This window comes from Flavobacterium gillisiae, assembly GCF_900107635.1.
Classification (GTDB): Bacteria; Bacteroidota; Bacteroidia; order Flavobacteriales; family Flavobacteriaceae; genus Flavobacterium; species Flavobacterium gillisiae.
Window position 1 is genome coordinate 83433 of record NZ_FNRD01000007.1, and the last position, 21869, is coordinate 105301.

Genomic DNA, 21869 nt, shown 5'->3' on the forward strand with positions numbered 1-21869 from the left:
AGAGGCGCAGTCCGTTCCATTAGGGGTGGAGCCGTCTACTCGATTGTGCGTAGTGCTTATTTTTCTTTACCAACTTCTGTAAAATAAGATTATTGTTTTTTTGTCAGATAATAAAATCACAAAGTATTCGTCAAACGATGTTCTTAAGCGATATATATTTTTGATTTCACTATTTTTTATTTTCGAAAAAATAATATCAGTGTTCATTTGTTCAGTATAACTTTCAGCTTTTACAAATTTGGATTTTTCTATTTCATTTTTAAGTTTCAAATAATCAGTTTTGCTTATTTCAATTTTAGAACAATACATTCTACCACCAAAATCAAATATAGAATTCGCCGATAATTTTTCTAAATATTTAGCTGATTTCGGAAAGTTTAGTTCTGTTTTTTCTTCAAAATTTCTTTTGTAACTATTTTCTAACGGATAAAAGTCAGCGTAACTTATGTACAAAAATAAGATTATCATAAAAGCAAAAATCGATTTGGCTAGTCCAATATTCAGTTTCTTTTTGGCAAATTTATATGTAAAATATATTATCACAATTGGAATTACATAGAATATTCCAATAGCTATAATTATTGCAAAAATGTAAAAAGGATCAATCATTATATTCGGTTAGTTTCGGTTTTTTGGCGCATTACGCACAACGTTGTTGTGTATGATTAGTGGCGTGTTTAAGCACCTAATTTAGCAAATAAATACAGAATAGAAAATCCGCGAGGACTAGCCATTAATTATACACGTTGTTGTGCATAGTGCTTTTCACGTTCTGCTTGGTTTTCAAAGTTTGTTAAAGTCTTTTCTTCATTTATAAGGCTCTTTATGAATATAAATTTTGGATCATTTTAAAAGGAATAATATTCAAGTTATGAATCTACAATTTATCTGGCTTTAATTGTTAAATATTTCATAATGAATTAAACCATTCTAAATTTGAATTGTCTTAATAAATAATAAAAATAGTTCTTATGAGAAATCTTATCAAGCTTTCATTTCTATTAGTGTTCTTCATTACAGCGAATGAACATATGTATGCGCAGAATTCAAGAAATTCTAAAAAGACAGTAATCGTTAAAAAAAATAACCAACGGGTTCCTAGTAAAACAGTAATCTATAAAAAAACCAAAAGAAAAGTTGTAGCAGTAAGAACATTATCTAATAGAACCATAATAAAGCACAAAGGAATTAGCTACTACTATTCCAATAATAGATTTTACACGTACTCTGGAGGAAGTTATATTGTAATAGCCCCAAAAATTGGTTTTAGAATAAAAACCTTGCCTGTTGGATATATTAAAATAAAGCATCCAAATAGAGATTACTTTTGGTTCAACGGTATTTTTTATAACAATGTTGATGATGGCTACGAAGTAGTTGAACCAGAAATCGGCACCATAATTTATGAACTTCCCGATGAATATGAGCGGGTTGAAGTAGATAGCAAAACCTATTATGAGTTTGACAACGTACTTTATGAAAAAATCCAGATAGATGGAGCTAGGGCTTATGAAGTGATAGGCTTCATTGAACAATAAAACACTAAATTCTAACACTTAAATAATTACAAAAAATGAAACATTTATTAATCGTACTCTTAACACTTTCAAGTCTCTCTTCTTTCGCATCAAATAAAAGCAGTTTCCCAGCAGATACTACTCAAATAAGCAATAAAAACGTTTTATATAAAGTTTCACAAGACGACAATTATGTTTACCTAAATATAAGCACCACAGATAGAAAGACGGCAATGTCCATCATTAGAAATGGTCTTACCATTTATTATGACATTAAGGGAAAAGAAAAAAAGAATGTGTATGTAAAATACCCTTATAGTAATGAATCAAGACCTTTTCAGCAAGGTTCACTTGGAAATATTGATGTCAACGCTATTGACTTAAATAGTATGATTAAAAAATTACCTGCAGAAGCAGAGTATGGTTCTTTTGAAGAAAAGCAAGCGTTTAATAAAGACTTAAATACTTTAGATATTGCAATTGCAAACCACTATACAGCTTCGAGTCAATTATTTGAATTTTCAATTAAAACCCCAAAAGCTAAAATAGCTTCCCAAGAAAGCAGTGATTTTTCTAAATTATCTATAGGCGTTGTTGCCAATAAAATGGAAGGTACTGTTAATAAAGAAAGAGGGCAAGGTCAAAACCAAGGAATGAGAAGTGGTGGTGGTCGCAGAGGAAATGGTAGCGGAGGTGGACGTGGCGGAGCGAGAGGCCAAAATGAACAACAATCAAGTCCAACAACAGAAAGGGGAACTGTTGATTTTTGGTTTGATGCAGAATAAACACATACCTGTCATAAACGTCTAAATATTCAAGTACTTTTATTCGTTATTATCGTCATTTGAGCGTTGGCAAAAAACAGCTCTTTTATTTTTTTCAGCGTTGACATTTGGCGTAGGGAAAAATGAATGTGCTGTTTGGGCATTGGCATTTTTAGTTCTAATTTTGATGATTTGTACGATTTTACGCATTATGCACAACGTTCTCTTGTAGCAAGTGTTAGCGGTTCGGGCTTCTTTGTCAGTGAAGGGCTGAAGAGTCAAGTTTTCAGTTATGTTTAATATGGTCACATAGATTGTAGCTTTACAATTTTAAGTTCAACAAGTCTTTTCTGTTTCCAAGGCTGTGCAGAGCCGTATTTATTTCTTTGCCCTGATTCCCAATTAAGAACATTTACAAATGGTTTTCTTGCTTCTCCTTTTGGATTTTCAATTGGATAAAGTTTTTTCATTTCTAACCAGTCAAGAACATCAAACTCAAAATTATTTTTTTCTTTTCCAATTATTGTGTCAATTCCTAAATCTTTTAAATCCTTTGACCTTGATTTTACAAGTTCAGGTTTTGTTCCTTTTTTTGTATGGTTTCTAATAAATGTGAGATTGTCAGCGAGCCAGCCACCTAATTCCGCTACTATTGGATCAGGGTCTGTTTGTGAAGGAATCCATCTTCGTATTCCTGCTTTCAAACATTTATTTTTTAAATTTTCCAAATCAATCAAGTGTTGAATAAATCCATCTTGATTTACTACGCCACCTTCATTTTCAGATTCAGTTAAAAATTTAATTTCTTTGAGTCTTTTGATTTCATACTCAGTAATTTTTCGTTTTTTGGTTTTATAGTTTTTTTCGTTTTCCAGTTGCGCCAATCTTAACCTTTGATCCATACACCATTGTGCTAAATCATTCAAAGGATTTTGCTTATTTTTTTTATCAACTTTAATCCAAGCAAACTCTTGATTTATGGATTTGCAGTAAGTATCTAATCTTGCTAGTTTATTTTCCCATTTTTCCATCCATATAATTTCATTAGGGTTACCCCAAAAGAAATTTTCTTTATTTAATAATTCCAAGTGTTCAGGTAAAATTGCCCTTATACCATTTTCGTCTATATGACCATAAAACTCTCTTTGTCTTTTATACCAATTATGTAGTTTGTGTGATGTAGGTATTATGGTGTTTCCATTATTTTCAATTTTGAATTGTTTAAATTCTTCAAAAAATAGAGGCCAACTTTTTTTATAATCATCAGATATTGCAAATCTGTCTCTTGATGTGTCAGAATCAGAAGCCGGATTTTTTCTTTTTTCTTTTTCTTGTTCTATTTTTAGTAATCTTTCTTCTTCTCTTTTGCGTTCTGCTTCAGCAATTTTCTGTTCTTCTTTTTCAAATGCTTTATCAGCAATTTGATGCTTTTCTTTATATACTTTATATCTTTTTTCGTAATCTAAAATTGTTTCAAGTCTTTCAATTCTTTTTGATTTAGTTCTGAAATAACTTAGTTGCTCTAATATGTCATTATAAAGAATTGAATCTATTGTCGTATTGCTTTCAATTGAGGTTTCAATATTTGTTTCTAAACCACCGCTTGTCAAATTAGCAGAACCAATAAATACTTTCACTTCATTTTGAGTTCTAAATAAGAATATTTTAGGGTGAAATGTTGGTGATTTTTCTCTGTTAAGGTAAATAGTATGACCGTCATTAAAAAGTTGCTTTAAAGCACTTGGTTCGGTTTGATAAAAATTTGTCCCAACAAAGAATATAGTTTTAGTTTTTTTTTGATTTATTAATTCTAATAAACTTTTCAGTCCTGAATATTTAAGAAAAGCAGTGCAAATTGTAATTTCTTCTGCAAGTTCAATTGCATTTGAAATTTCAGTTTTGTGATTTACAATTTCGTTATTTGAAAGTAGTTTCATTATTGGTGTCGTCTTTTAGCCTGACCGCTAACGTTTCGCTGCTTTGAGATGGCTGGAAGTTCGTAACCGCTCAGTTTTCGGCTTAACGAAAACTTGATGCGAAACGATAATTCCACTAAATTCCAGCTAGCTCAAAATGGCTGTTACAAGCTGCCCTGCTTGTTATTCAATTGTCTTTACTACGTTATCCAAATTGTCAACTACTAATTTGAATATAATTTTGTTATTTGGAAAAAGTGTTTGTAATCCTGTCCTAAGGTCTAAAAATGGTTGTAAAGCCTGACTGTCAAATGCTAATCCGTCAACAACTGAAATTGATAATTCATAGTTCTTATTAACCTTTTTTGCATAAACAAATTTCGTTACTGCTTCATCAAAGAAAGTTGTCTTTATAAATCCGTCAGCAATTTTGTTTACTTCGCGTTCTGATATATTGTTTTTGTCAAAAGCTATTTCGTGTTTCATAATTCCATAAGTCTTGGTGTCTGCTCCAATGTTTGAAGTTTCGTTAGACAACAATGCAAAACCTAAAATCGGGATAATTGTGATTGCAAGTCCAATTAGGCTAACTGCTATTGTTCGCCACCAACTAAATAATTTTCCGCCCGAATCTAAGTGAGCAGAAATATTTTGTCCTTGAAAGTGTTGAACAAGATAGTATGCAATTGCAGTATAAATTAGAGGAATAATTTGATTTGGAATTTTTACGTTGTCTGGAATTAAAAATACACCACCAAATACTACGACTGTCACTATGATTGCATAAATCCAAGTTTTTTTAGCTTTGTTAAACTCGTTAAATGCTTTGAAATTTTCCGCTATTAAATAGCCAGCTGCTAAGGGTCCACCGAGAAATGTCCCGACCCAAATTGCTCTGTCTTTGTAAATTTTTCCAGTTGGTGTCTGAATGTCGATTGTTTGTTCCATTGTCGGTTTTTAGGGTTGCTTGTAACGGTTGTGGCTTTGACTTGTTGCCGAAAAAATCAAGACCAAATTTTTAAATTAATCACAAATTATGGAAGTACAAAACAATAATTCAGATAAAGACCAATGTGGCAATAAGTCAAAACCGCTGTTAGCAAATCGGCTTTTGAAATTTAGATTTTGGATTGAACATTCAAAATTTATGACACCTACAGTTGACATGAAAAATATTTTTGAATATCAAGACCAATTATTAAATAATACTATGATATTGTTTACTGGTTTTTACGATAAAAACGGAAAAGAGATATATTGTGGAGATATTTTAAAAAGCGAGGGTTTTATGATAGAATTATCTAGTGGAGATAAAAAATCAAAATATAAAGATTTTTACGAAGTTGTAGATAATGGCAATTTTTTTACAACACGAAAAATAAAAAATAATTACACGAGTTTACTTCCAAGTTGTCAAGAAATATTTTCAGAGTTTTACGAAATTGTTGGAAACATTTTTGAAAATCCTGAACTATTGGCAGACTCAAACTAAGTTGTTTGCTAACTTGTATATACCCGAAACAAACCTTCGCAAAGCCACCCAAAATTGGGTGTATATACGAAGGTTTGTTTCGCTTTTGTTTTCTATTTCAAATATATCAAATTAAACTTATAAATCATCAAATGGACTCTTGATTTGTTGGATATTTTTCGTACTAACATGAGTATATATTTCGGTGGTTTTACTGCTGTTATGTCCCAGTAACTCTTGAATGTATCGCAAATCTGTACCGCTTTCTAATAGATGCGTAGCATAGCTATGACGCAACCAATGTAAGGTGGCAGGTTTTTTAATACCGGTTTTTGTTAATGCTTGTTTTAGAATGAGTTGTAAACTTCTTGCATCATAGGCTTTCCCCTCTACCTGTCCTTCAAATAGATAAGTTTTAGGTTTATAAGCTGTATAATAATCACGAAGCATTGCTAATATCTTTGGACTCAAGGGAACAATTCTGTCTTTCTTGCCTTTGGAGTTTTTGAGTAATATGATATTTCGTTTCGAATCTATATCTAGCGGTTTTAGCGCTAATAATTCCCCACATCGCATGCCACAACTGTAAATTAAGCTTAACATCATTTTGTGTTTTATATTAGAATGTACATTTAGTATTAGTTTTACTTCTTCCTTGCTTAGGACATTTGGTAATACTTTCGCTCGTTTTGGACGGTGAATTTTTTCTAATTCTATTTTGGTTTCTCGAACGGTTTTAAAATATAATTTGATAGCGTTAGTTATTTGATTTTGGTAGGAAGCGGATAAATTGTTCTTTAAAATATATTCGTTATTGTATATTATTACATCCTCGTTGGTTATATCGACAATGTTTTTTTGACGATAAAAGATGAAAAACGATTTTAATGCTTCAGAATACGTTTTTATAGTGCTGGGGCTGTATCGCTTTGAAGATAACCATTGAATAAATTTAGTTATTTGTAGTATTCCTTCGGGAGACGGTATGGTATTTTTATATTGTATAATCTGAAAATGGTCTCTATTTTCGATAGTATCAGGTAGATGCCACACTTTTTTTTGCTGGCTCCACCGGGCATCTTCAAATTGTTTGATCCTAGTGATTAAGGCTACGTTTTTTTCAAATTGTACCGCGATTCTATTTTCGTCTCGATGTTTTATCAATTTTGCAGTCCAGCTCATAATGTATTGATTTACTGATTTAAAGATAGTAATATTTTGTTTTGAACGTCTTTTTTAATCAGAAAATACTATTATTTGCAGCTTGTTTTTCGCGTAAGGGATAGCAGTGGAAATCCTTTTTACTTTATACAGCGATAGCGGAATAAAGTAAAAAGATTGTAACGAATAGCCCGACCGCGCTGCAATGGAATGGAAGCGGGGATACGCCCTGATAATCAAGCCATAAAAAAATCCGATCAGTGTTGACCAATCGGATTTTTTGTACTGTAGCATTGATTCTTTTTTTATACGTCGTAATGGCTAGCAATGACAATCTACAAATGTATCGCTTTGCGATTAGCGTCAGCAACTGTTTTAAGACTTTAGTTGCTCATAGTAGGCTGGGAGTGAATCGTTTATTAGTATAGGCAGTTGTGTGTTTACATAAGTTTTCCTTCGGCAAATAGTCTTCTAATCTCTTTTTTGTCAAATTTACCAACGCTTGTTTTAGGCACTTCAGTTATATAAACATAGTCTTTAGGAATCTGATATTTTACAAAGTCCCTCGATAAGAATTCAATTAATTCTTCATCTGAAATTGTATCTTCAGTATTCACTAGGACTATCGAAGCCAAAGGTTTCTCTACCCATTTTTCGTCAGCTATTGCAATTACAGCAGCTTCTCTAATTTTAGGGTGCGCCATTAATGCTGATTCTAAGGCAACGCTTGAAATCCATTCGCCACCACTTTTTATAAGGTCTTTTGTGCGGTCTTTAATTTCCATATAACCATCGGTATCGATGGTGCTAACATCACCGGTTTTAAACCAACCATCGTCAGTAAAATTTTCTTGATTATTCGTTTTAAAATAGGAATTGATAACCCAAGCACCTTTTATTTGTAATTCGCCCATGGTCTTGCCATCTGCGGGTGCCAGAGTGCCCTCATCGGTCATAATTCGTATTTCTACACCTGGAAAAGCAGTTCCTTGTTTGGCACGAATGTTTAGTTTTTCGTTTTCTGATAAATTGGCATGCATTGGTTGTAGTCTGGAAACGGTACCCAAAGGTGATGTTTCTGTCATTCCCCAAGCTTGAACTCCTTTTATCCCAAAATCTTTTTCGAAACCTTCAATAAGGCTTTTAGGTAGGGCAGAACCGCCTACAATGTATTCTTGAAGTGCTAGTTTTTCTTTGGGTGGGTTTTCCTTCATGGCGTGATAAACTCCTAGCCAAATCGTGGGAACCCCATTTGCTTTAGTTATTTTCTCTTCTTGTAGCATTTTAATAATAGCTTCTGGCTGCAAGTTAGAAGACGGCAGCACCATGTTTGACCCTGACAAGAGACATAAATACGGAAATCCCCATGCCATTACATGAAATTGAGGTACAATCAATAAAAGGGTATCTAGATTGCTGTAATTCCCTGCATTTGGCGATATAATGTTAGAAGCATGCAAATAGGTTGATCTGTGAGAATATAGAACCCCTTTTGGCAAACCGGTTGTTCCGCTGGTGTAACACATTCCGCAAGCATCATTTTCGTTTAACGTGGGCCATTCATAGTCTTCATTTTGGTCTGCCAGTAAATCTTCATAGTGTATTGTGTTTAGCAACGAGGTTTTAAAATCCTTAGGCGCGTTTAGTAAGACATAACATTCTACAGTTTCAAGTAGGGGAGCGATTTTTTCTAGAAGTGGCACTAAGGTAGCGTCTACAAAAATCACTCTGTCTTCAGAATTGTTGATTATATATTCCGTTTGATGGCTTGTTAGTCTAATATTTATAGGATGACAAATGGCTCCAATACCTGAAATACCATAATACAACTCTACATGTGGTGCATGATTCCATGCAAAAGTACCCACCATGTCTCCGTTATTAATTCCTAATTTTTTAGTTAATGCATTTGCTAACTTTTTACATCGTTTATACATATCACCAAAGCGATATTCTTCTCGCGTTCCATCTGGTAAATAGGTTATTATTTTTTTATTATGATAGACGCTGTTTCCATATTCAAGAATAGTAGTTGTTGTGAGTGGATAATCCATTATTAAGCCTTTCATACTAAAAATTTTAAATTGTTATTTAATTCTATTATGCTACTTGTTGCGGAATATTCGATGCGGTTTTTTTTTAGTAGGTCGTGAAATACCACACTTTTATTTTACATGAATACCAATGGTGCACCAACCTTAAAGCCACTTTTTCAAGCCTTAGCTAATATAGCCTTATTTTATTGCAAATCATGATAAATGAAACATTTCGTCCGTTGTCTTTTTTGAATAACGGTCTCGAATAAGAGTAGTTAGTAGAGGCAGGACTTAGCTTTAAAAGTAGAGGTAAAATTGAAAATTTAGGAGGGTTTTAAAAAGGAAGTTAGCGCTTTAATTATTTGTGAACATGATAGCATTGGTAGTGTAAATAAAAAGTAATCCAATGGAATAGCGGTCCTAATTATTCAACTTTTCTAAGTATCGATGTTTGCTAAGAGCAAGTCTTATTCTATTTCAATTTCATTATAAACAATCCATCGCTTTAAATTGGCTACAAACCTTTTTAAGTGGTCTTCATTCAAGAAAATATTGGTCCAATAATCATATCTGTCGCATTGCATACTGATATAATAGGTCATAATTGCTAAACAGGCGAGCGGTAGAAGTCGTTTTTCCTCTTTAGTAATTTCAGTTATCGTTTCGTAACCTTCAAGAAAACTTGCTGCTTTCACTTTGTAGTCCTTCTCGTTTAGATTTGTATAGAATAGCTGAAATAGAAAATAGGAAATATCTAAACACAACCAGCCGTTACCACAGAAATCAAAATCAAAAAGGGTTACTTTATTGTCTTCATTAAAGTGCATATTGTCAAACCATACGTCGAGATGAACGGCTCCAAAACGTATTTGTTCGTTAGCTACAGTACTAAATTCCTTTTGTAGAAAACGAGCCATTTTTTCTAAAAATAGCGTCTCTTCCGTTTCTTTTGTAAAGAATTCGCGTGTTCGTTTAACAGAATCGATTAGCAAAACTTCGTTGTTGTATGTGATTCTGTCTAATGCAAAATCTTCTGTCTCTTTGTGAACTTTGGCCAAAGCTAGCCCGATACAAAAACTGGTTTCAGCAGTAAATTTTGCGGATTTTGTGCCTTCTGCAAACGAAAATAATACAGCATACCGTAATCCTTCGGGAGCGTTTAATTCTTGAATGTATTCGTTTAAATGATCAGCAATGGGGAAGGAAACAGGAGTTTTGTTTTTGTTCAAATGGATAAGCAGTCGTACTTCTTCGGCAACTTCTTTTTTTGTTCTCCAATTAAAAGTATAGACGCGAAGAACATATTTGGTATTATTATCAGTAACGATGTAAACGTGGTTCATACCGGCTCTGAAAAGTTTGCATTCTGTATTCTCACTTAAATTATATTTCTCTTGTAATAATTCTCCAAGTTTAGTTGCAGAAAGGGTTGAATTTGTAACTGGAAATTCTTTTGTCATCTATTCTTTTATTTTTGGAATGGCTTAATCTTTTTTTTGCTTTGCGAAAAATGGGTAATCGAATATCGGTCACTATTTTTAAAGTAAATGCGGATGGACCATTACTTATTGCCAGTGCTGGGCGTTTGTTTTTTTATTAATTCCATTATTTCAGTATGCACTTTAAATGTCTTTTTGAAATCATCTAAATTATTGCCTGTGTTTTCCAAAATGATTAAGTTCCTGTTTGTTTGTGGATAAAAATAACAAGCAGAAACAAAACCAGGAGCATAACCGAAAGCACCAATTTGTAAATTTTGTTCACCGTCTTTAAATAGTAATCCATATCCATAGTCGATTGTTTCAAAAACAGGATGGATACGCGTAGCATATTTTGTTTTCATTAGTTCCAATGTCTCTTTTTTGACAAGTTTTCCAGAGTAGAGTAGGCGGTTCCATTTATTTAAATCGGCAACGTTAGAGATAAATGCACCTGCTGCGGCATAATTAGATAAACTGTTGGGCGTGAATTCTAAAACCCCATTTTCATTTTCCTCATATCCTTTTACCAGATGTTTATACCTTTTGTTTTTAGGGTGGAAGGTGCTTTTTAATTCATATTCGTTAAAGAGCTCTGTTGCTAGCTTTTCGAATGTTTTACCCGTTACTTTTTCAAGAATCTGCGCAAGTAGTTCATAGCCTAATTGCGAATAATGAAATTGAGAACCTTGCTTAAATTCTAAAGGCGCATCTAAAGCTACAATTCCGTGAGTGTGCGTAAGCAGTTGATGAATAGTGACTTCTTTTGACCAAGTTTGTTTACTATCAATCAAATAGTCATTTATTTTATTTTCAAGTCTAATTTTGCCTTTTTCATATTCTCGCAGTACTAATACGGCTGTTATTTGTTTGCTTATTGAACCAATAACAAATTGATCGTTTATAGTAAGTGGCGTTTTCTTTTTTAAATCAGAATAACCAATGGCTTTAGAGTATAGTGTTGTCGAATCCTCCGTTAAAAAAACAACTCCATTAAAGCTATTATTAGCAATAATGGAATTGATATTTGCAGTTAAATCTGCGTAGTTTTCGGTTTTTTGCTGTCCAAATGTTTGACAAGAGGTTAATAAAGCAAATGCTAAAATTAGAATACTAAATTTCATTAATTGTATCTGGTTTTGAATGAAGGCTCACAGTTTTGGACAGGACAGCCGCGTTTTTAAAAGCGCAACGTTCTACTATTTAAATTGAGGTCTTAAAAATATTCTTTTTTATACAATTAAGCAATCTTTTTTACTAGCTGTTGTTTGAGCTATTTTTAAATATCCATCTTAACCACGGTTCTTCCTTTTAATTTTCCTTTAAGCATTAAATCAATTTTTTCATCTAATTGATCTAAAGTTATTTCAGTACAAGTTTCAGTTAATGTGGCTGTTTTCCAATCGTTGGATAATTTTTCCCATACTTTCTCTCTATAATTCATTGGATAATTTTGAGAGTCTATGCCTATCAATGATATTCCTCTTAAAATGAAAGGAAACACGGTTAAATCAAGTTTTGGAGAGGCTACATTACCACAGCAAGTTACCACGCCCATAGGACTTATGGATTTTATAATATTTTCAAGAATAACTCCACCCACGGTATCAATAGCTCCGGCAAAAGCAGGTTTTAACAATGGTCTTTTCTCTGGTTCTTCAAAATCTGGTCGCAAAATAACTTCATCTGCTCCAATTTTTATTAAAAAGTCACGCTCTGTTTCTTTGCCTGTGATTGCCGCTATTTTATAGCCTATTTTTTTTAAAATAGCAATACTCAAAGATCCCACACCACCAGTAGCACCAGAAACAACTATTGGTCCATCGTCAGGTTTTACGGTTTCGCTCAGTCGTAATACAGAAATACCTGCTGTTAATCCCGCTGTTCCAATAATCATTGCTTCTTTCATGCTTAGGTTTTCAGGTAGCTTCACAGCCCAGTCTTCTGGGACTTGGATGTATTGCCCAAAACCTCCATCAGTATTCATTCCTAAATCATAGCTTGTCACAATAACTTTGTCTTGCACTTTAAATTTATTTGATTCAGACGAAACGATTGTTCCAACGGCATCAATACCGGGTGTATGTGGATAATTTCTAGTTACTCCTTTATTTCCACTTGCAGATAACGCATCTTTGTAGTTCAATGAGCTGTAATGTACTTTGATAAGTATTTGGCCTTGAGCTAAAGTATTAAATGGCATTTCCTTAATTGTAGAACTATAATTGCCATCTTTTTCTTCTACTCGAAAAGCCTTAAATGTTGATTGATTATTCATTGTATATGTTTTATATGATTTGATTACTTTTGTAACAAATTTCGATTAAAATATATTGATATACAATAACTTACAAATAATTCACATACGAACATTTTGTGCTGTTTTGTATATTCAGTACGGATTTAAATAAAAAAAGATGAAAAAAAGTTACTGTCCGATTGATACTTTTATAAATGCCATTAAAGGAAAACGAAAAGGTACCATTATTTTACATCTTTTTCAAGGCAATAAAAGATATAGTGAATTAGTAAGGCTAATGCCTGATATCAGCGAGCGCATGATTACTAAACAACTTAAAGAGTTAGAGAAAGATAGTTTGATTAACCGGGAAGTATTCCCTGAAGTTCCGCCTAGGGTAGAGTACAGCTTAACTGAATTAGGGAAATTAATACACCCTTTTTTAAAAGGAATGTACAAGGGAGGATTGCTTTTTGAAAATGTTATTGATGGTTTAGAAAGCTGATTATTCAGGGTTTTTTTATTTTATTCGAAGATACAACCAACAGAATACTTAAGGCCGCGGACGGCATGCTCGCAGCAGTGACGAAGCTTTCCATTGTTGCGTGACGAAGTGTTATTTTAACTCTATTTTGTCTATCAAGAGTTTGAATTTTTCCGCTTTTTTGTTCCCGATCAAAAAAGCAATTTCTTCAATATGTTCTTTGTTGAAATTAGGTTGCTCAAGTCTTCTTCCTCTGAACGAAGGATACATGTCTTGTATAGGAATTTCTATTTCTTGCCATTCTCCTGAGGTAGAAAAGGGCGCTATGTAGGAGTAGTAATCTCCGGAAGTAGCTTTCATTCTGAATTGATATTTTTTACCATCACCTTTAAGTTTAATAAGTACGGTGCTGTATTCCTTTACTATTATTTTTGGGAATCGATACCGCAAAGAAGAGAATCCTCCATTGTTGTCCAGTGATATATTTCCTTCGAAAACACCAAAACCCTCAGCATTTAATTTAAAAGTCCCAGCTGATTCGCCGCCCATTACCACATCATCAACAATCATCCAACTTTGAATGTCTGAATTTTTGTTGAAATCAAAAATTACTTTTGGAGTCAGTAGAGAAAATAATAGTATCATATAAATTAAGTGTTTCATAGTAACTCGGCTTTTAATTTTTTCAAGGTCTAGTCGCGAAACCTAAGTTGCAGAAGTCGGAGTTTGGTTCTACTAAGATAATTGTTTTTACTAAGAAAAAGCTCGAATTTATATAATTATCAGCAGTTTTAATTGTAAAGAGTTATTGCTAAGAGCTCACCAAATAGAGGTAAGGGTTAGACTCCAAGAATGAATTTGTAATCCTTTATTTTATTGAAAGTAAATAAATATTTAGCGCATTGTGGATAAACAAATGTAGTTGGGCAAAAAAATAAAAATGGCGGTTAATAAATTGTTTTTCATATCTTTAAAATCAAATCAAACCATTATGAAAAAACTATTACTTCTGTTTCTAGTACTTTATTCCACTATTTCAGTTGCTCAGGACAGCTATATCCATTGTGGTAAAATTATAGATACCAAAACCGGAAAAGTACTTACCAATAAAACCATTATAGTTTCCAATAAAATCATAAAAGCCATTCAGGATGGTTTTATAAAACCTACTAACCCCGCGGATAAAATAATCGATCTAAAAACCAAAACCGTGATGCCTGGCTGGATAGACATGCACGTGCACTTAGAAGGAGAAACCAGTCCAACGCAATATATAGCTGAATTCACCCAAAACGATGCTGATATTGCATTCAACTCAATAGGTTTTGCTAATAGTACGCTTATGGCAGGCTTCACCACTGTACGCGATCTTGGTGGTTCGGGGATAAACGTCTCGCTTAGAAATGCCATTAATCAGGGTAAAGTAGTAGGGCCAAGAGTACTAACAGCTGAAAAAGCATTAGCTTCCACAGGAGGACATGCCGACCCAACAAATGGCTACCGGAAAGACTTAATGGGAAATCCAGGGCCAAAAGAGGGTGTTGTTAATAGCATAGAAGATGCCCGACAAGCTGTAAGGCAACGTTATAAAAATGGAGCCGACTGGATTAAAATAACCGCCACAGGAGGTGTTTTATCAGTAGCCAAAAGCGGAAGCAATCCACAGTTTACCCAGGAAGAAATAGAAGCTATCGTAAGTACTGCCAAAGACTACGGAATGCAAGTAGCAGCCCACGCTCATGGCGACGAAGGGATGCAACGCGCGATTAAAGCCGGTGTAAAAACCATTGAGCACGGAACTGAAATGAGCGAAGCCACTATGGATTTAATGATAAAATACAATGCCTACTATATTCCAACACTTTCTGCTGGAAGTTTTGTGGCAGAGAAAGCGCTTATCCCTAATTATTATCCTGCTATAGTAGTACCTAAAGCCTTAGCCATAGGGCCAAAAATTAAAGCAACCTTTGCAAAAGCATACAAAAAAGGAGTGCCTATTGGTTTTGGAACTGATGCAGCGGTATTTCCTCATGGTGATAATGCCAAAGAGTTTATCTATATGAAAGAAGCAGGCATGCCAATAATGAAAGCTATCCAAGCGGCCACCATAGTTAACGCTAAGATTTTAGAAATGGATCAACAAATAGGCAGTTTAGAACCGGGCTATTTAGCAGATATCGTGGCAACAAATGATGATCCAACCGAGAATATCAATACGGTAACCAATGTTGTATTTGTAATGAAAGAAGGAGTCGTTTATAAGCAATAACTAGAAATGTGCTTCAAGTTCTAATAGCTATTCTGACTTAATTCAGCATAAACATTTTTATATGAGAGGAAGCTAAAATTAAGTCATTTTCAAAACTATGCTAAGTCACTAGTTATTGCAAGTGTTCAAAAAGAATATCGAGAATTAGTTTGTCTAATTATTGATTAGAAGGCGCTGTGTTTAAATTATTGTCAATGGTTTTAATACAGCACGTTTTAAAGTACAATACACATAATTGTTATTTAACTTATTTATCATTTTTTAAAAAATCAAGTACTGGTTTTAGGCTTTCCATTGGGCTTTCTTCCATTGGAGTATGACCATTATTGTCCAGAATAACTAAAGTATTAATTGGTAAATCTTTATGAAATTTATTGGCGTTTTCTACTGGGATTAATAAATCTTTCGCTCCCCATAGTATAAGTGTCGGTTGTTGAATGTGTTTTATATTTTTATAAGCACTAGTATCCTTTGCCATCTTGAATCGATCTACAAAGGCTTGACGATTACCTTCTCTAAGCGTGAGTTCAAAGTAGCGATCAACTAGTGATTCAGTTACTTTGGACTTATCGAAATATACATTTTCAACACTAGCTTTCACAATAAAACGTGGAGTTATAAAGGTAAGGACCTTATTTAGCACCGGAGTTCTGCCTATTTTAAAGGCAACTGGTACACTCTTCGAACTTAGGGGATATCCTGCGGCATCTATTAAAATCAATTTTTTTACCATTTCAGGTTGCTCTAGTGTAAAGTTCCATGCTATCTGTCCACCTAAGGAATTGCCTGCCAGCACACATTGTTTAATTTTTAAAGCCGTTAAGAATTTTTTTAAGAATTCTGTGTAATGCGCCATTGAATAATTGCGATCGGGAAAAGGACCCGTTAAACCATAGGCAGGAAGATCCATTCTGATTACTCGATTTGATTTTTTCAAGCTATCGGTCCAGGTGTCAAAAGTATGTAAACTGGATGCTGTGCCATGAATTAGTACGATGGGAATAGTGTCGGTTTGATCTCCTTCATCACGAAAATGAACCTCCATTCCGTCCACTGAAATGAAAGAAGAAGCCGCATTGGTGTACTTTGCTTTTAATTCATTCAATGGAATATCTCGATGTCCAAAGAAAATTATAATACCTATTGTAATTAGTGCAGCGCAGCTTAAAATAATTTTTAAACTTTTAGATAAATATTTCATTGACGTATATTATTTGTTTTAATCTTCGAAAGTTGTTTTGGCAGGAATTTGATTCATAGCTCGCTCTGCAATGGCAGTTATTGATAAGGATAGATTCACTCCTGGATTTGCTAAAATCATCGAGCCATCAATAATGTAAAGATTCTCGTATCCAAAAACTTTGTTGTTTACCACAAAACAATAAATACCTTATAACTGTTATTAAAATGCGTTTTTTACTTCAGCTCTCCCTTTTCATTTAGAAAAGAGAATATTTTTTTATCAACTTCAGAAATAATATCAAGGTCGTTATAATTCAGCCATTTTATTTCTTCAATTTCGCTATTTGCTTTTAAAGTCCCAGAATATTTTGCTTTGTAACACGTCATAATCACATTTATTCCTTCTTTTTCTCCGTCAGATTGTGCTGAAAAGGTTCCTATATATTCAGCCGTATTTGGAATTATAGCAACGCTTAATTCCTCTGCTATTTCTCTTATCAGCGTTTGCTCGTCACTTTCTCCATTTTCACGCTTTCCTCCAGGGATGTAATATTTAGTTTTCCCTTTGGATTTTGTACTTAATATTTTCCCTTTTTGGATTTCAATAAATGCTATTTTGTCGATTTCTTTCATACTTATGATTGTGTTTGCTCAAATACATTGCTGTTGTCCGCTGTGCCTAACCATTATCTTTTAATTTAGATAGTCTTAAAAAGACTACTATAAAGAAGATAAAAAACACCCAATCATTGATTCCGTAAATTGAGTAAAATACTCCGGCCATTAGGTCTTTTTCATAAACCTCAGAAATATTATTATTTAGGATCCAATGTATCCAAACACATCCATAAATTAATTTTTCAATAGCAAATATTCCAACAAGCCATTTTACTTTATCATAACTTTTTGCAACAGATATATACGCTAATCCCCAAATAAGAATCATTAATAAGCCAAAATTTGACATTACGTTTGGGTCAAATTCGGCAATTGTTGAATTAGTAAATAACCTTGAGAAAATTAAAACGGATGCGTTCATTAATCCAGAAATAATAAACCCTTTTGTAATTGTCGTATTTTTTATTGTCATATTTTGATTCCTTTATGATTTAGTTTTTGTCAGTATCTATAAATCCTGAGTTATAGAGTATGCACAACGTTCTAGCATTTTCCAGTGTTATGAAACCATGAGTTTTCCGTTGTAGAAAAAACGAAGTTATGAAAATTACTATTTATAGCCACTGCAAAATTACAAATGACTTGAAACGACTGTCTGAGTGCCTATTAATATTTACTAAAAAACTTTTCCACTAAATTATTCTCTTTTCTTGAAGTGTATTTTTCTTTACTAAAAAAAAGCATCCTTGATTATGACTTTCTTTCTCCTCAAGACAGTAATACCATTACATTTTTATTAGTATATACCGGCTGTCTTTACTTTTTTTATAGTAGAGAATTCGTGCGAGATCTTGGATTAGATTGCTTCACAGATCTATATTTCTTTAGCTATTATTTTTAATAATGCATTAATTTCAAAGGGTTTTGTTACGAAATCATTCATTCCAACATTTAAGCATTCAGATAGTTCTTTTTCGCCAACATTAGCAGTTAAAGCAATAATTGGAATGTTCTTTTTGTTTTCGTCAGTTAGATTTCTAATGTGATTTGTCGCAGTAATACCGTCCATTATGGGCATAACTACATCCATTAGTACAATGTCGTATTGATTATTTTTTATTAAGTTTAATGCTTCTAATCCATTATAAGCAACCGTAATTAGGCTATTCTTTAATTTGTTTTTTAATTGCTTTTCTAAAACTAATAAATTGATTTTGTTGTCATCAACTAATAGCATTTTTATTATTGTGTTTTGAAAAGTATTTTCGATATCATTTAAATTTGTTCCATTACTCTCCACGATAGGTAATGGAATACTGATGTAAAATGTGGTACCCTGATTGAGTTTTGATTCATACGAAATGGTTCCACTCATTAAATCAATTAGCCCTTTTGAAATGGTTAACCCAAGACCAACGCTGTTTTTTGAGGTGTTTGAAGTAGCGTATTTTTGAAAAAGTTTGTCACCTAAATCTTTATCTATTCCTTTACCAGTATCAGAAATTGTGATTTGAAGTTGAAATTCCTCTTTATTATCTGGACTATGATTTCCATTTACATGCATTGTTACTGTTCCAACTGTGGTATATTCAATCGCATTGTTTAGAAGATTTATAACGATTTGATTGATTCTGTTTTTATCGCCATAAACAGTACTAGGTATGTTTTTATCGATTTGGATTTTAAATTCTAATCCCTTTTCTAATGCTAATCTTTCATTCATTTTAAATAATGAATTAAGAGCACTATTTAAGTTGAATTCAGTGTATTGTAGAGAAAAAACTCCGTCATTTAGTTTAGTGAAATCTAGTATATTGTTCACCAATGCTAATAGATGATTAGAGGAATAGTCCATTAGTTCTAATAGATTTTTGTCGTCCTCATTTTCAATATTGTTTTTTAAAATATCTGAAATTCCTTTTATGGCATTTAAAGGAGTTCTAATTTCATGACTCATTATCGCAAAAAAAGATTCTTTATTGATTTGTAGTTTTTTCAACTCAGCCCGAGACTCTTCTAATTCAATATTTTTAACTTTTAGGTCTTTAATTATATCAGCAACTAACTTTGTTCTAGCTGTTAGTAATACAATCAAATAGAGTGTTATCATTAATACAATAAAATTAAACAAGCTATCATAAATGTCTTTTTCATAATATATTTTATTACCGTAATCATATCCAAAAAAATCAAAATATATAGTGGTTGTAACGATTGCTAGAATAAATAAGCTTAAAAAAAGCATTAACTTATTATATCGGAGTAGTATTAGTAAAACAATTGGTGTTAAGTAAGTAATAAGTATGAAATCACAAGATTTTCCATATAGTATAAAAGCGAAAGTGTAATATGCTGTTATAGCTGAAATAGCAATTATTGATTTTCGTGAGAAAGTAAGTCTATTTGAAATTGAAAAATACAAAAACAAGACAATAATAGGAATAGCTCCCCAAGCGATATAATTCAATTTTAAATAAAAAAGAAACAGCATTATAAGAATGTACTGTACGGTAAAAAAATTGAAGCTAAAATTGTCAATTTTCTTAAAGTTATAGATGCTTTTAAGACTAGTCGAGGGCTTAATGTTATCCATTTGAAATAGTTAAAATAATGTATTAAGTAGTTTTCTTTACTACTTTCCGAGTAAATTCAACGTGTACTGAGTAAAATTAAGGAACAATGTGTGCACAGCTATAATAAAATTATAGCTTATTCAAAATAAATGTAGTAAAAAAAATAGTACAAATTAGCGAAGAGGCTTTTTATTTGTTGATTACTTTTTATACTAACATTTTTGTAAATTTTAGTTATTTTACTGCTGCTGCGAGCTGGGTAGTTCTTGTAAAATAGTTTTACTTGCTACTATTTGCCTAGTTGTGTCGGGTTCAAGCTGGTTTCTTTTCAACGTATATTTTAAATCAAAAAAGAGTATTGATTGGAAGTTAATTTTCGCGTAAGGGATAGAAGTGGAAATCCTTTATTTTTATGGAGCGGAGCGAAATTTAAAAAAAGATTGTAACAAATAGCCCGACCCCGCTGAATTGTCACGATAGTTATCGTCACATTTTAGCGGGGATACGCACTTATGATTTAAGAATTTAGAGTAACGGTTGTTGATTTAAGATTGAGGATCAACTGAACAACTACAATATTAACAATCAGACATGTTCACTGCCACGGCAAGTCCGCCCTCAGAAGTTTCTTTATATTTGTTGTTCATGTCCTTCGCCGTTTGCCACATTGTATCTACTACTTTGTCCAAAGGTACTTTTGCGTTCTTAGGATCAGTCTCCAGCGCCAGTTCAGCAGCATGGATGGCTTTTATTGCGCCCATCGTATTGCGTTCAATACAAGGAATCTGCACCAGACCACCAATAGGGTCACAGGTCAATCCCAGATGATGTTCCATAGCAATTTCAGCGGCCATTAAAACCTGTTCTGGAGTTCCGCCCATCAACTCACACAGCGCTGCTGCAGCCATCGAAGACGAAACGCCTATCTCTGCTTGACAGCCACCCATTGCGGCTGATATCGTTGATCCTTTTTTGAATATACTTCCTATTTCGCCAGCAACTAAGAGGAATTGCTTGATTTCTTTTTCTCCTGCTTGATGGTTTTCAATCACCAAATAGTACATTAACACGGACGGAATTACTCCGGCGCTTCCGTTTGTAGGCGCGGTTACAATTCGTCCCAAAGCGGCATTAACTTCATTTACTGCCAAGGCAAAACAGCTTACCCATTTCAGGATTTGGCGAAATTTTACTTCGGTCAGTCTTATTTGCTCGAGCCACGTTTGTGGGTTGCTGTAATTTGATAGTCCAATTAAATTTTGATGCATGTCAAAAGCCCTACGACGGACATTCAGCCCACCAGGAAGAATTCCTTCTGTATGACAGCCAATGTACATACATTCTAACATGGTATTCCAGATGCGCATCAGCTCATGGTCAATCACCTCTGGCGTACGCATGGATTTCTCGTTTTCGTAAACGATTTCAGAGATCTTGTTGTTTTCCGATTTACAGTAGGCTAAAATGTCGACTGCTTTATCTATAGCAAATGGGAAAGCGCATTTTATTTCGATTTTCTTTTTGGCATTCAATCGTTCTTCTTTAACCACAAATCCACCACCGATAGAGTAGAAGGTAGCAATATGTTTTTTTCCGTTTGCTAGAAAAGCGGTAAAACGCATTCCGTTAGAATGAAAAGGAAGGAACTTTTTATTGAAAACGATATCTTCTGAAAAGGAGAATGGAACTAGGAACTCATTTCCTAAATTGATTTGGTTTTCCTCTTTGATAGTCTTGATAATACCATCTATATTTTCTACGGGAATGTATTCTGGATCCTGACCGCTTAAGCCTAGCATAACTGCTAAATCAGTGGCATGGCCTATTCCGGTTAAGGAAAGGGAACCGTATAAATCTGTTTTTACTCTGACAACAGACTGAAGCAGGTTTTTCTTTCTCAGTTCTTCTAGAAAGCGTTCTCCTGCACGCCATGGTCCAAGGGTATGGGAACTAGATGGGCCAACGCCAATTTTTAGCATGTCAAAGACAGAGATACATTCTTCCATAAATAGAGTAGTTTATGCCACAAATATAACCGAAATTAGCAATGATTTAGTCCAAAAGGCAACTAATGTTAGTTATATGATAGCATTTAGCGATATAATTTAATTATTCTGCAATGAAAAGTAGGATTGTAATTGTTATATAAATTATAATTCCC

The 21869-nt window shown here is 33.3% G+C and carries 21 protein-coding genes; 5 read left to right on the forward strand and 16 right to left on the reverse strand.

The window, feature by feature from the left end:
- Positions 1-66: 66 nt before the first annotated feature.
- The gene (locus BLV35_RS10875; protein ID WP_091089550.1) at positions 67-609 is read right to left on the reverse strand and encodes a hypothetical protein; all 543 of its coding nucleotides are present in this window, start codon (positions 607-609) and stop codon (positions 67-69) included.
- Between the two features lie 362 nt (positions 610-971).
- Between BLV35_RS10875 and BLV35_RS10880 the strand changes: the two genes are divergently transcribed.
- Both BLV35_RS10880 and BLV35_RS10885 read left to right on the forward strand, forming a co-directional pair.
- Positions 972-1538 (forward strand): DUF6515 family protein, encoded by a 567-nt coding sequence (locus tag BLV35_RS10880; protein WP_091089553.1) that lies wholly within the window; start codon positions 972-974, stop codon positions 1536-1538.
- 35 nt (positions 1539-1573) lie between these two features.
- The gene (locus BLV35_RS10885) at positions 1574-2302 is read left to right on the forward strand and encodes a hypothetical protein (RefSeq protein WP_091089556.1); all 729 of its coding nucleotides are present in this window, start codon (positions 1574-1576) and stop codon (positions 2300-2302) included.
- 39 nt (positions 2303-2341) lie between these two features.
- Here BLV35_RS10885 and BLV35_RS19285 read toward each other — a convergent pair whose 3' ends face one another.
- The 3 genes from BLV35_RS19285 to BLV35_RS10895 form a co-directional block, all read right to left on the reverse strand.
- A complete protein-coding gene (locus BLV35_RS19285; protein WP_176980606.1) occupies positions 2342-2491 on the reverse strand; it encodes a hypothetical protein in 150 nt (49 codons plus the stop codon).
- Positions 2492-2586: 95 nt separating this feature from the next.
- Positions 2587-4218, reverse strand: coding sequence for a phospholipase D family protein (locus tag BLV35_RS10890; RefSeq protein WP_091089559.1), 1632 nt, complete (start codon positions 4216-4218; stop codon positions 2587-2589).
- A gap of 162 nt (positions 4219-4380) precedes the next feature.
- Positions 4381-5145, reverse strand: coding sequence for a hypothetical protein (locus BLV35_RS10895; RefSeq protein ID WP_091089563.1), 765 nt, complete (start codon positions 5143-5145; stop codon positions 4381-4383).
- Positions 5146-5233: 88 nt separating this feature from the next.
- Here BLV35_RS10895 and BLV35_RS10900 point away from each other — a divergent pair, with 88 nt between their 5' ends.
- The gene (locus tag BLV35_RS10900; protein WP_091089566.1) at positions 5234-5689 is read left to right on the forward strand and encodes a YopX family protein; all 456 of its coding nucleotides are present in this window, start codon (positions 5234-5236) and stop codon (positions 5687-5689) included.
- Between the two features lie 117 nt (positions 5690-5806).
- On the opposite strand, the gene BLV35_RS10905 is transcribed toward BLV35_RS10900, so the two are convergent.
- From BLV35_RS10905 to BLV35_RS10925, 5 genes are all read right to left on the reverse strand, one after another.
- Entirely contained in the window at positions 5807-6850 is a 1044-nt protein-coding gene (locus tag BLV35_RS10905) for a tyrosine-type recombinase/integrase (protein ID WP_091089570.1), read from the reverse strand.
- A 419-nt stretch (positions 6851-7269) separates the two neighbouring features.
- Positions 7270-8898: a long-chain fatty acid--CoA ligase gene (locus BLV35_RS10910; protein WP_091089574.1), complete on the reverse strand. Its 1629-nt coding sequence runs from the start codon at positions 8896-8898 to the stop codon at positions 7270-7272.
- Positions 8899-9332: 434 nt separating this feature from the next.
- On the reverse strand, positions 9333-10325 hold the full coding sequence (locus BLV35_RS10915) for a phosphotransferase enzyme family protein (RefSeq protein ID WP_091089576.1): 993 nt from the start codon (positions 10323-10325) through the stop codon (positions 9333-9335).
- Between the two features lie 101 nt (positions 10326-10426).
- Positions 10427-11467, reverse strand: a complete 1041-nt coding sequence (locus BLV35_RS10920) for a serine hydrolase domain-containing protein (protein ID WP_091089578.1) — start codon at positions 11465-11467, stop codon at positions 10427-10429.
- Positions 11468-11622: 155 nt separating this feature from the next.
- The gene (locus BLV35_RS10925; protein ID WP_091089582.1) at positions 11623-12621 is read right to left on the reverse strand and encodes a YhdH/YhfP family quinone oxidoreductase; all 999 of its coding nucleotides are present in this window, start codon (positions 12619-12621) and stop codon (positions 11623-11625) included.
- 139 nt (positions 12622-12760) lie between these two features.
- Between BLV35_RS10925 and BLV35_RS10930 the strand changes: the two genes are divergently transcribed.
- Positions 12761-13087 carry a winged helix-turn-helix transcriptional regulator gene (locus tag BLV35_RS10930; RefSeq protein WP_091089586.1) on the forward strand — a complete coding sequence of 109 codons (327 nt, stop codon included), beginning with the start codon at positions 12761-12763 and terminating at the stop codon, positions 13085-13087.
- A gap of 111 nt (positions 13088-13198) precedes the next feature.
- Here BLV35_RS10930 and BLV35_RS10935 read toward each other — a convergent pair whose 3' ends face one another.
- On the reverse strand, positions 13199-13729 hold the full coding sequence (locus BLV35_RS10935; protein WP_091089589.1) for a CIA30 family protein: 531 nt from the start codon (positions 13727-13729) through the stop codon (positions 13199-13201).
- A 328-nt stretch (positions 13730-14057) separates the two neighbouring features.
- Between BLV35_RS10935 and BLV35_RS10940 the strand changes: the two genes are divergently transcribed.
- A complete protein-coding gene (locus tag BLV35_RS10940) occupies positions 14058-15335 on the forward strand; it encodes a metal-dependent hydrolase family protein (RefSeq protein ID WP_091090068.1) in 1278 nt (425 codons plus the stop codon).
- Positions 15336-15582: 247 nt separating this feature from the next.
- Here the strand turns inward: BLV35_RS10940 and BLV35_RS10945 are convergent, their stop codons facing one another.
- From BLV35_RS10945 to BLV35_RS10970, 6 genes are all read right to left on the reverse strand, one after another.
- The gene (locus BLV35_RS10945; protein ID WP_091089593.1) at positions 15583-16536 is read right to left on the reverse strand and encodes an alpha/beta fold hydrolase; all 954 of its coding nucleotides are present in this window, start codon (positions 16534-16536) and stop codon (positions 15583-15585) included.
- A gap of 18 nt (positions 16537-16554) precedes the next feature.
- The gene (locus tag BLV35_RS10950) at positions 16555-16710 is read right to left on the reverse strand and encodes a GMC oxidoreductase (protein ID WP_317040172.1); all 156 of its coding nucleotides are present in this window, start codon (positions 16708-16710) and stop codon (positions 16555-16557) included.
- Positions 16711-16751: 41 nt separating this feature from the next.
- Positions 16752-17150 carry an NUDIX hydrolase gene (locus BLV35_RS10955; RefSeq protein WP_091089596.1) on the reverse strand — a complete coding sequence of 133 codons (399 nt, stop codon included), beginning with the start codon at positions 17148-17150 and terminating at the stop codon, positions 16752-16754.
- 46 nt (positions 17151-17196) lie between these two features.
- A complete protein-coding gene (locus tag BLV35_RS10960; protein ID WP_091089600.1) occupies positions 17197-17607 on the reverse strand; it encodes a hypothetical protein in 411 nt (136 codons plus the stop codon).
- 402 nt (positions 17608-18009) lie between these two features.
- The gene (locus tag BLV35_RS10965; protein WP_091089603.1) at positions 18010-19728 is read right to left on the reverse strand and encodes a response regulator; all 1719 of its coding nucleotides are present in this window, start codon (positions 19726-19728) and stop codon (positions 18010-18012) included.
- 558 nt (positions 19729-20286) lie between these two features.
- Positions 20287-21714, reverse strand: coding sequence for an L-serine ammonia-lyase (locus tag BLV35_RS10970; RefSeq protein ID WP_091089607.1), 1428 nt, complete (start codon positions 21712-21714; stop codon positions 20287-20289).
- Positions 21715-21869 lie beyond the last annotated feature (155 nt).

Coding starts and splice junctions, on each gene's coding strand:
- BLV35_RS10875 (WP_091089550.1), bottom strand. CDS start 609: ATGATTGATCCTTTTTACATTTTTGCAATAATTATAGCTATTGGAATA.
- BLV35_RS10880 (WP_091089553.1), top strand. CDS start 972: ATGAGAAATCTTATCAAGCTTTCATTTCTATTAGTGTTCTTCATTACA.
- BLV35_RS10885 (WP_091089556.1), top strand. CDS start 1,574: ATGAAACATTTATTAATCGTACTCTTAACACTTTCAAGTCTCTCTTCT.
- BLV35_RS19285 (WP_176980606.1), bottom strand. CDS start 2,491: ATGCGTAAAATCGTACAAATCATCAAAATTAGAACTAAAAATGCCAAT.
- BLV35_RS10890 (WP_091089559.1), bottom strand. CDS start 4,218: ATGAAACTACTTTCAAATAACGAAATTGTAAATCACAAAACTGAAATT.
- BLV35_RS10895 (WP_091089563.1), bottom strand. CDS start 5,145: ATGGAACAAACAATCGACATTCAGACACCAACTGGAAAAATTTACAAA.
- BLV35_RS10900 (WP_091089566.1), top strand. CDS start 5,234: ATGGAAGTACAAAACAATAATTCAGATAAAGACCAATGTGGCAATAAG.
- BLV35_RS10905 (WP_091089570.1), bottom strand. CDS start 6,850: ATGAGCTGGACTGCAAAATTGATAAAACATCGAGACGAAAATAGAATC.
- BLV35_RS10910 (WP_091089574.1), bottom strand. CDS start 8,898: ATGAAAGGCTTAATAATGGATTATCCACTCACAACAACTACTATTCTT.
- BLV35_RS10915 (WP_091089576.1), bottom strand. CDS start 10,325: ATGACAAAAGAATTTCCAGTTACAAATTCAACCCTTTCTGCAACTAAA.
- BLV35_RS10920 (WP_091089578.1), bottom strand. CDS start 11,467: ATGAAATTTAGTATTCTAATTTTAGCATTTGCTTTATTAACCTCTTGT.
- BLV35_RS10925 (WP_091089582.1), bottom strand. CDS start 12,621: ATGAATAATCAATCAACATTTAAGGCTTTTCGAGTAGAAGAAAAAGAT.
- BLV35_RS10930 (WP_091089586.1), top strand. CDS start 12,761: ATGAAAAAAAGTTACTGTCCGATTGATACTTTTATAAATGCCATTAAA.
- BLV35_RS10935 (WP_091089589.1), bottom strand. CDS start 13,729: ATGAAACACTTAATTTATATGATACTATTATTTTCTCTACTGACTCCA.
- BLV35_RS10940 (WP_091090068.1), top strand. CDS start 14,058: ATGAAAAAACTATTACTTCTGTTTCTAGTACTTTATTCCACTATTTCA.
- BLV35_RS10945 (WP_091089593.1), bottom strand. CDS start 16,536: ATGAAATATTTATCTAAAAGTTTAAAAATTATTTTAAGCTGCGCTGCA.
- BLV35_RS10955 (WP_091089596.1), bottom strand. CDS start 17,150: ATGAAAGAAATCGACAAAATAGCATTTATTGAAATCCAAAAAGGGAAA.
- BLV35_RS10960 (WP_091089600.1), bottom strand. CDS start 17,607: ATGACAATAAAAAATACGACAATTACAAAAGGGTTTATTATTTCTGGA.
- BLV35_RS10965 (WP_091089603.1), bottom strand. CDS start 19,728: ATGGATAACATTAAGCCCTCGACTAGTCTTAAAAGCATCTATAACTTT.
- BLV35_RS10970 (WP_091089607.1), bottom strand. CDS start 21,714: ATGGAAGAATGTATCTCTGTCTTTGACATGCTAAAAATTGGCGTTGGC.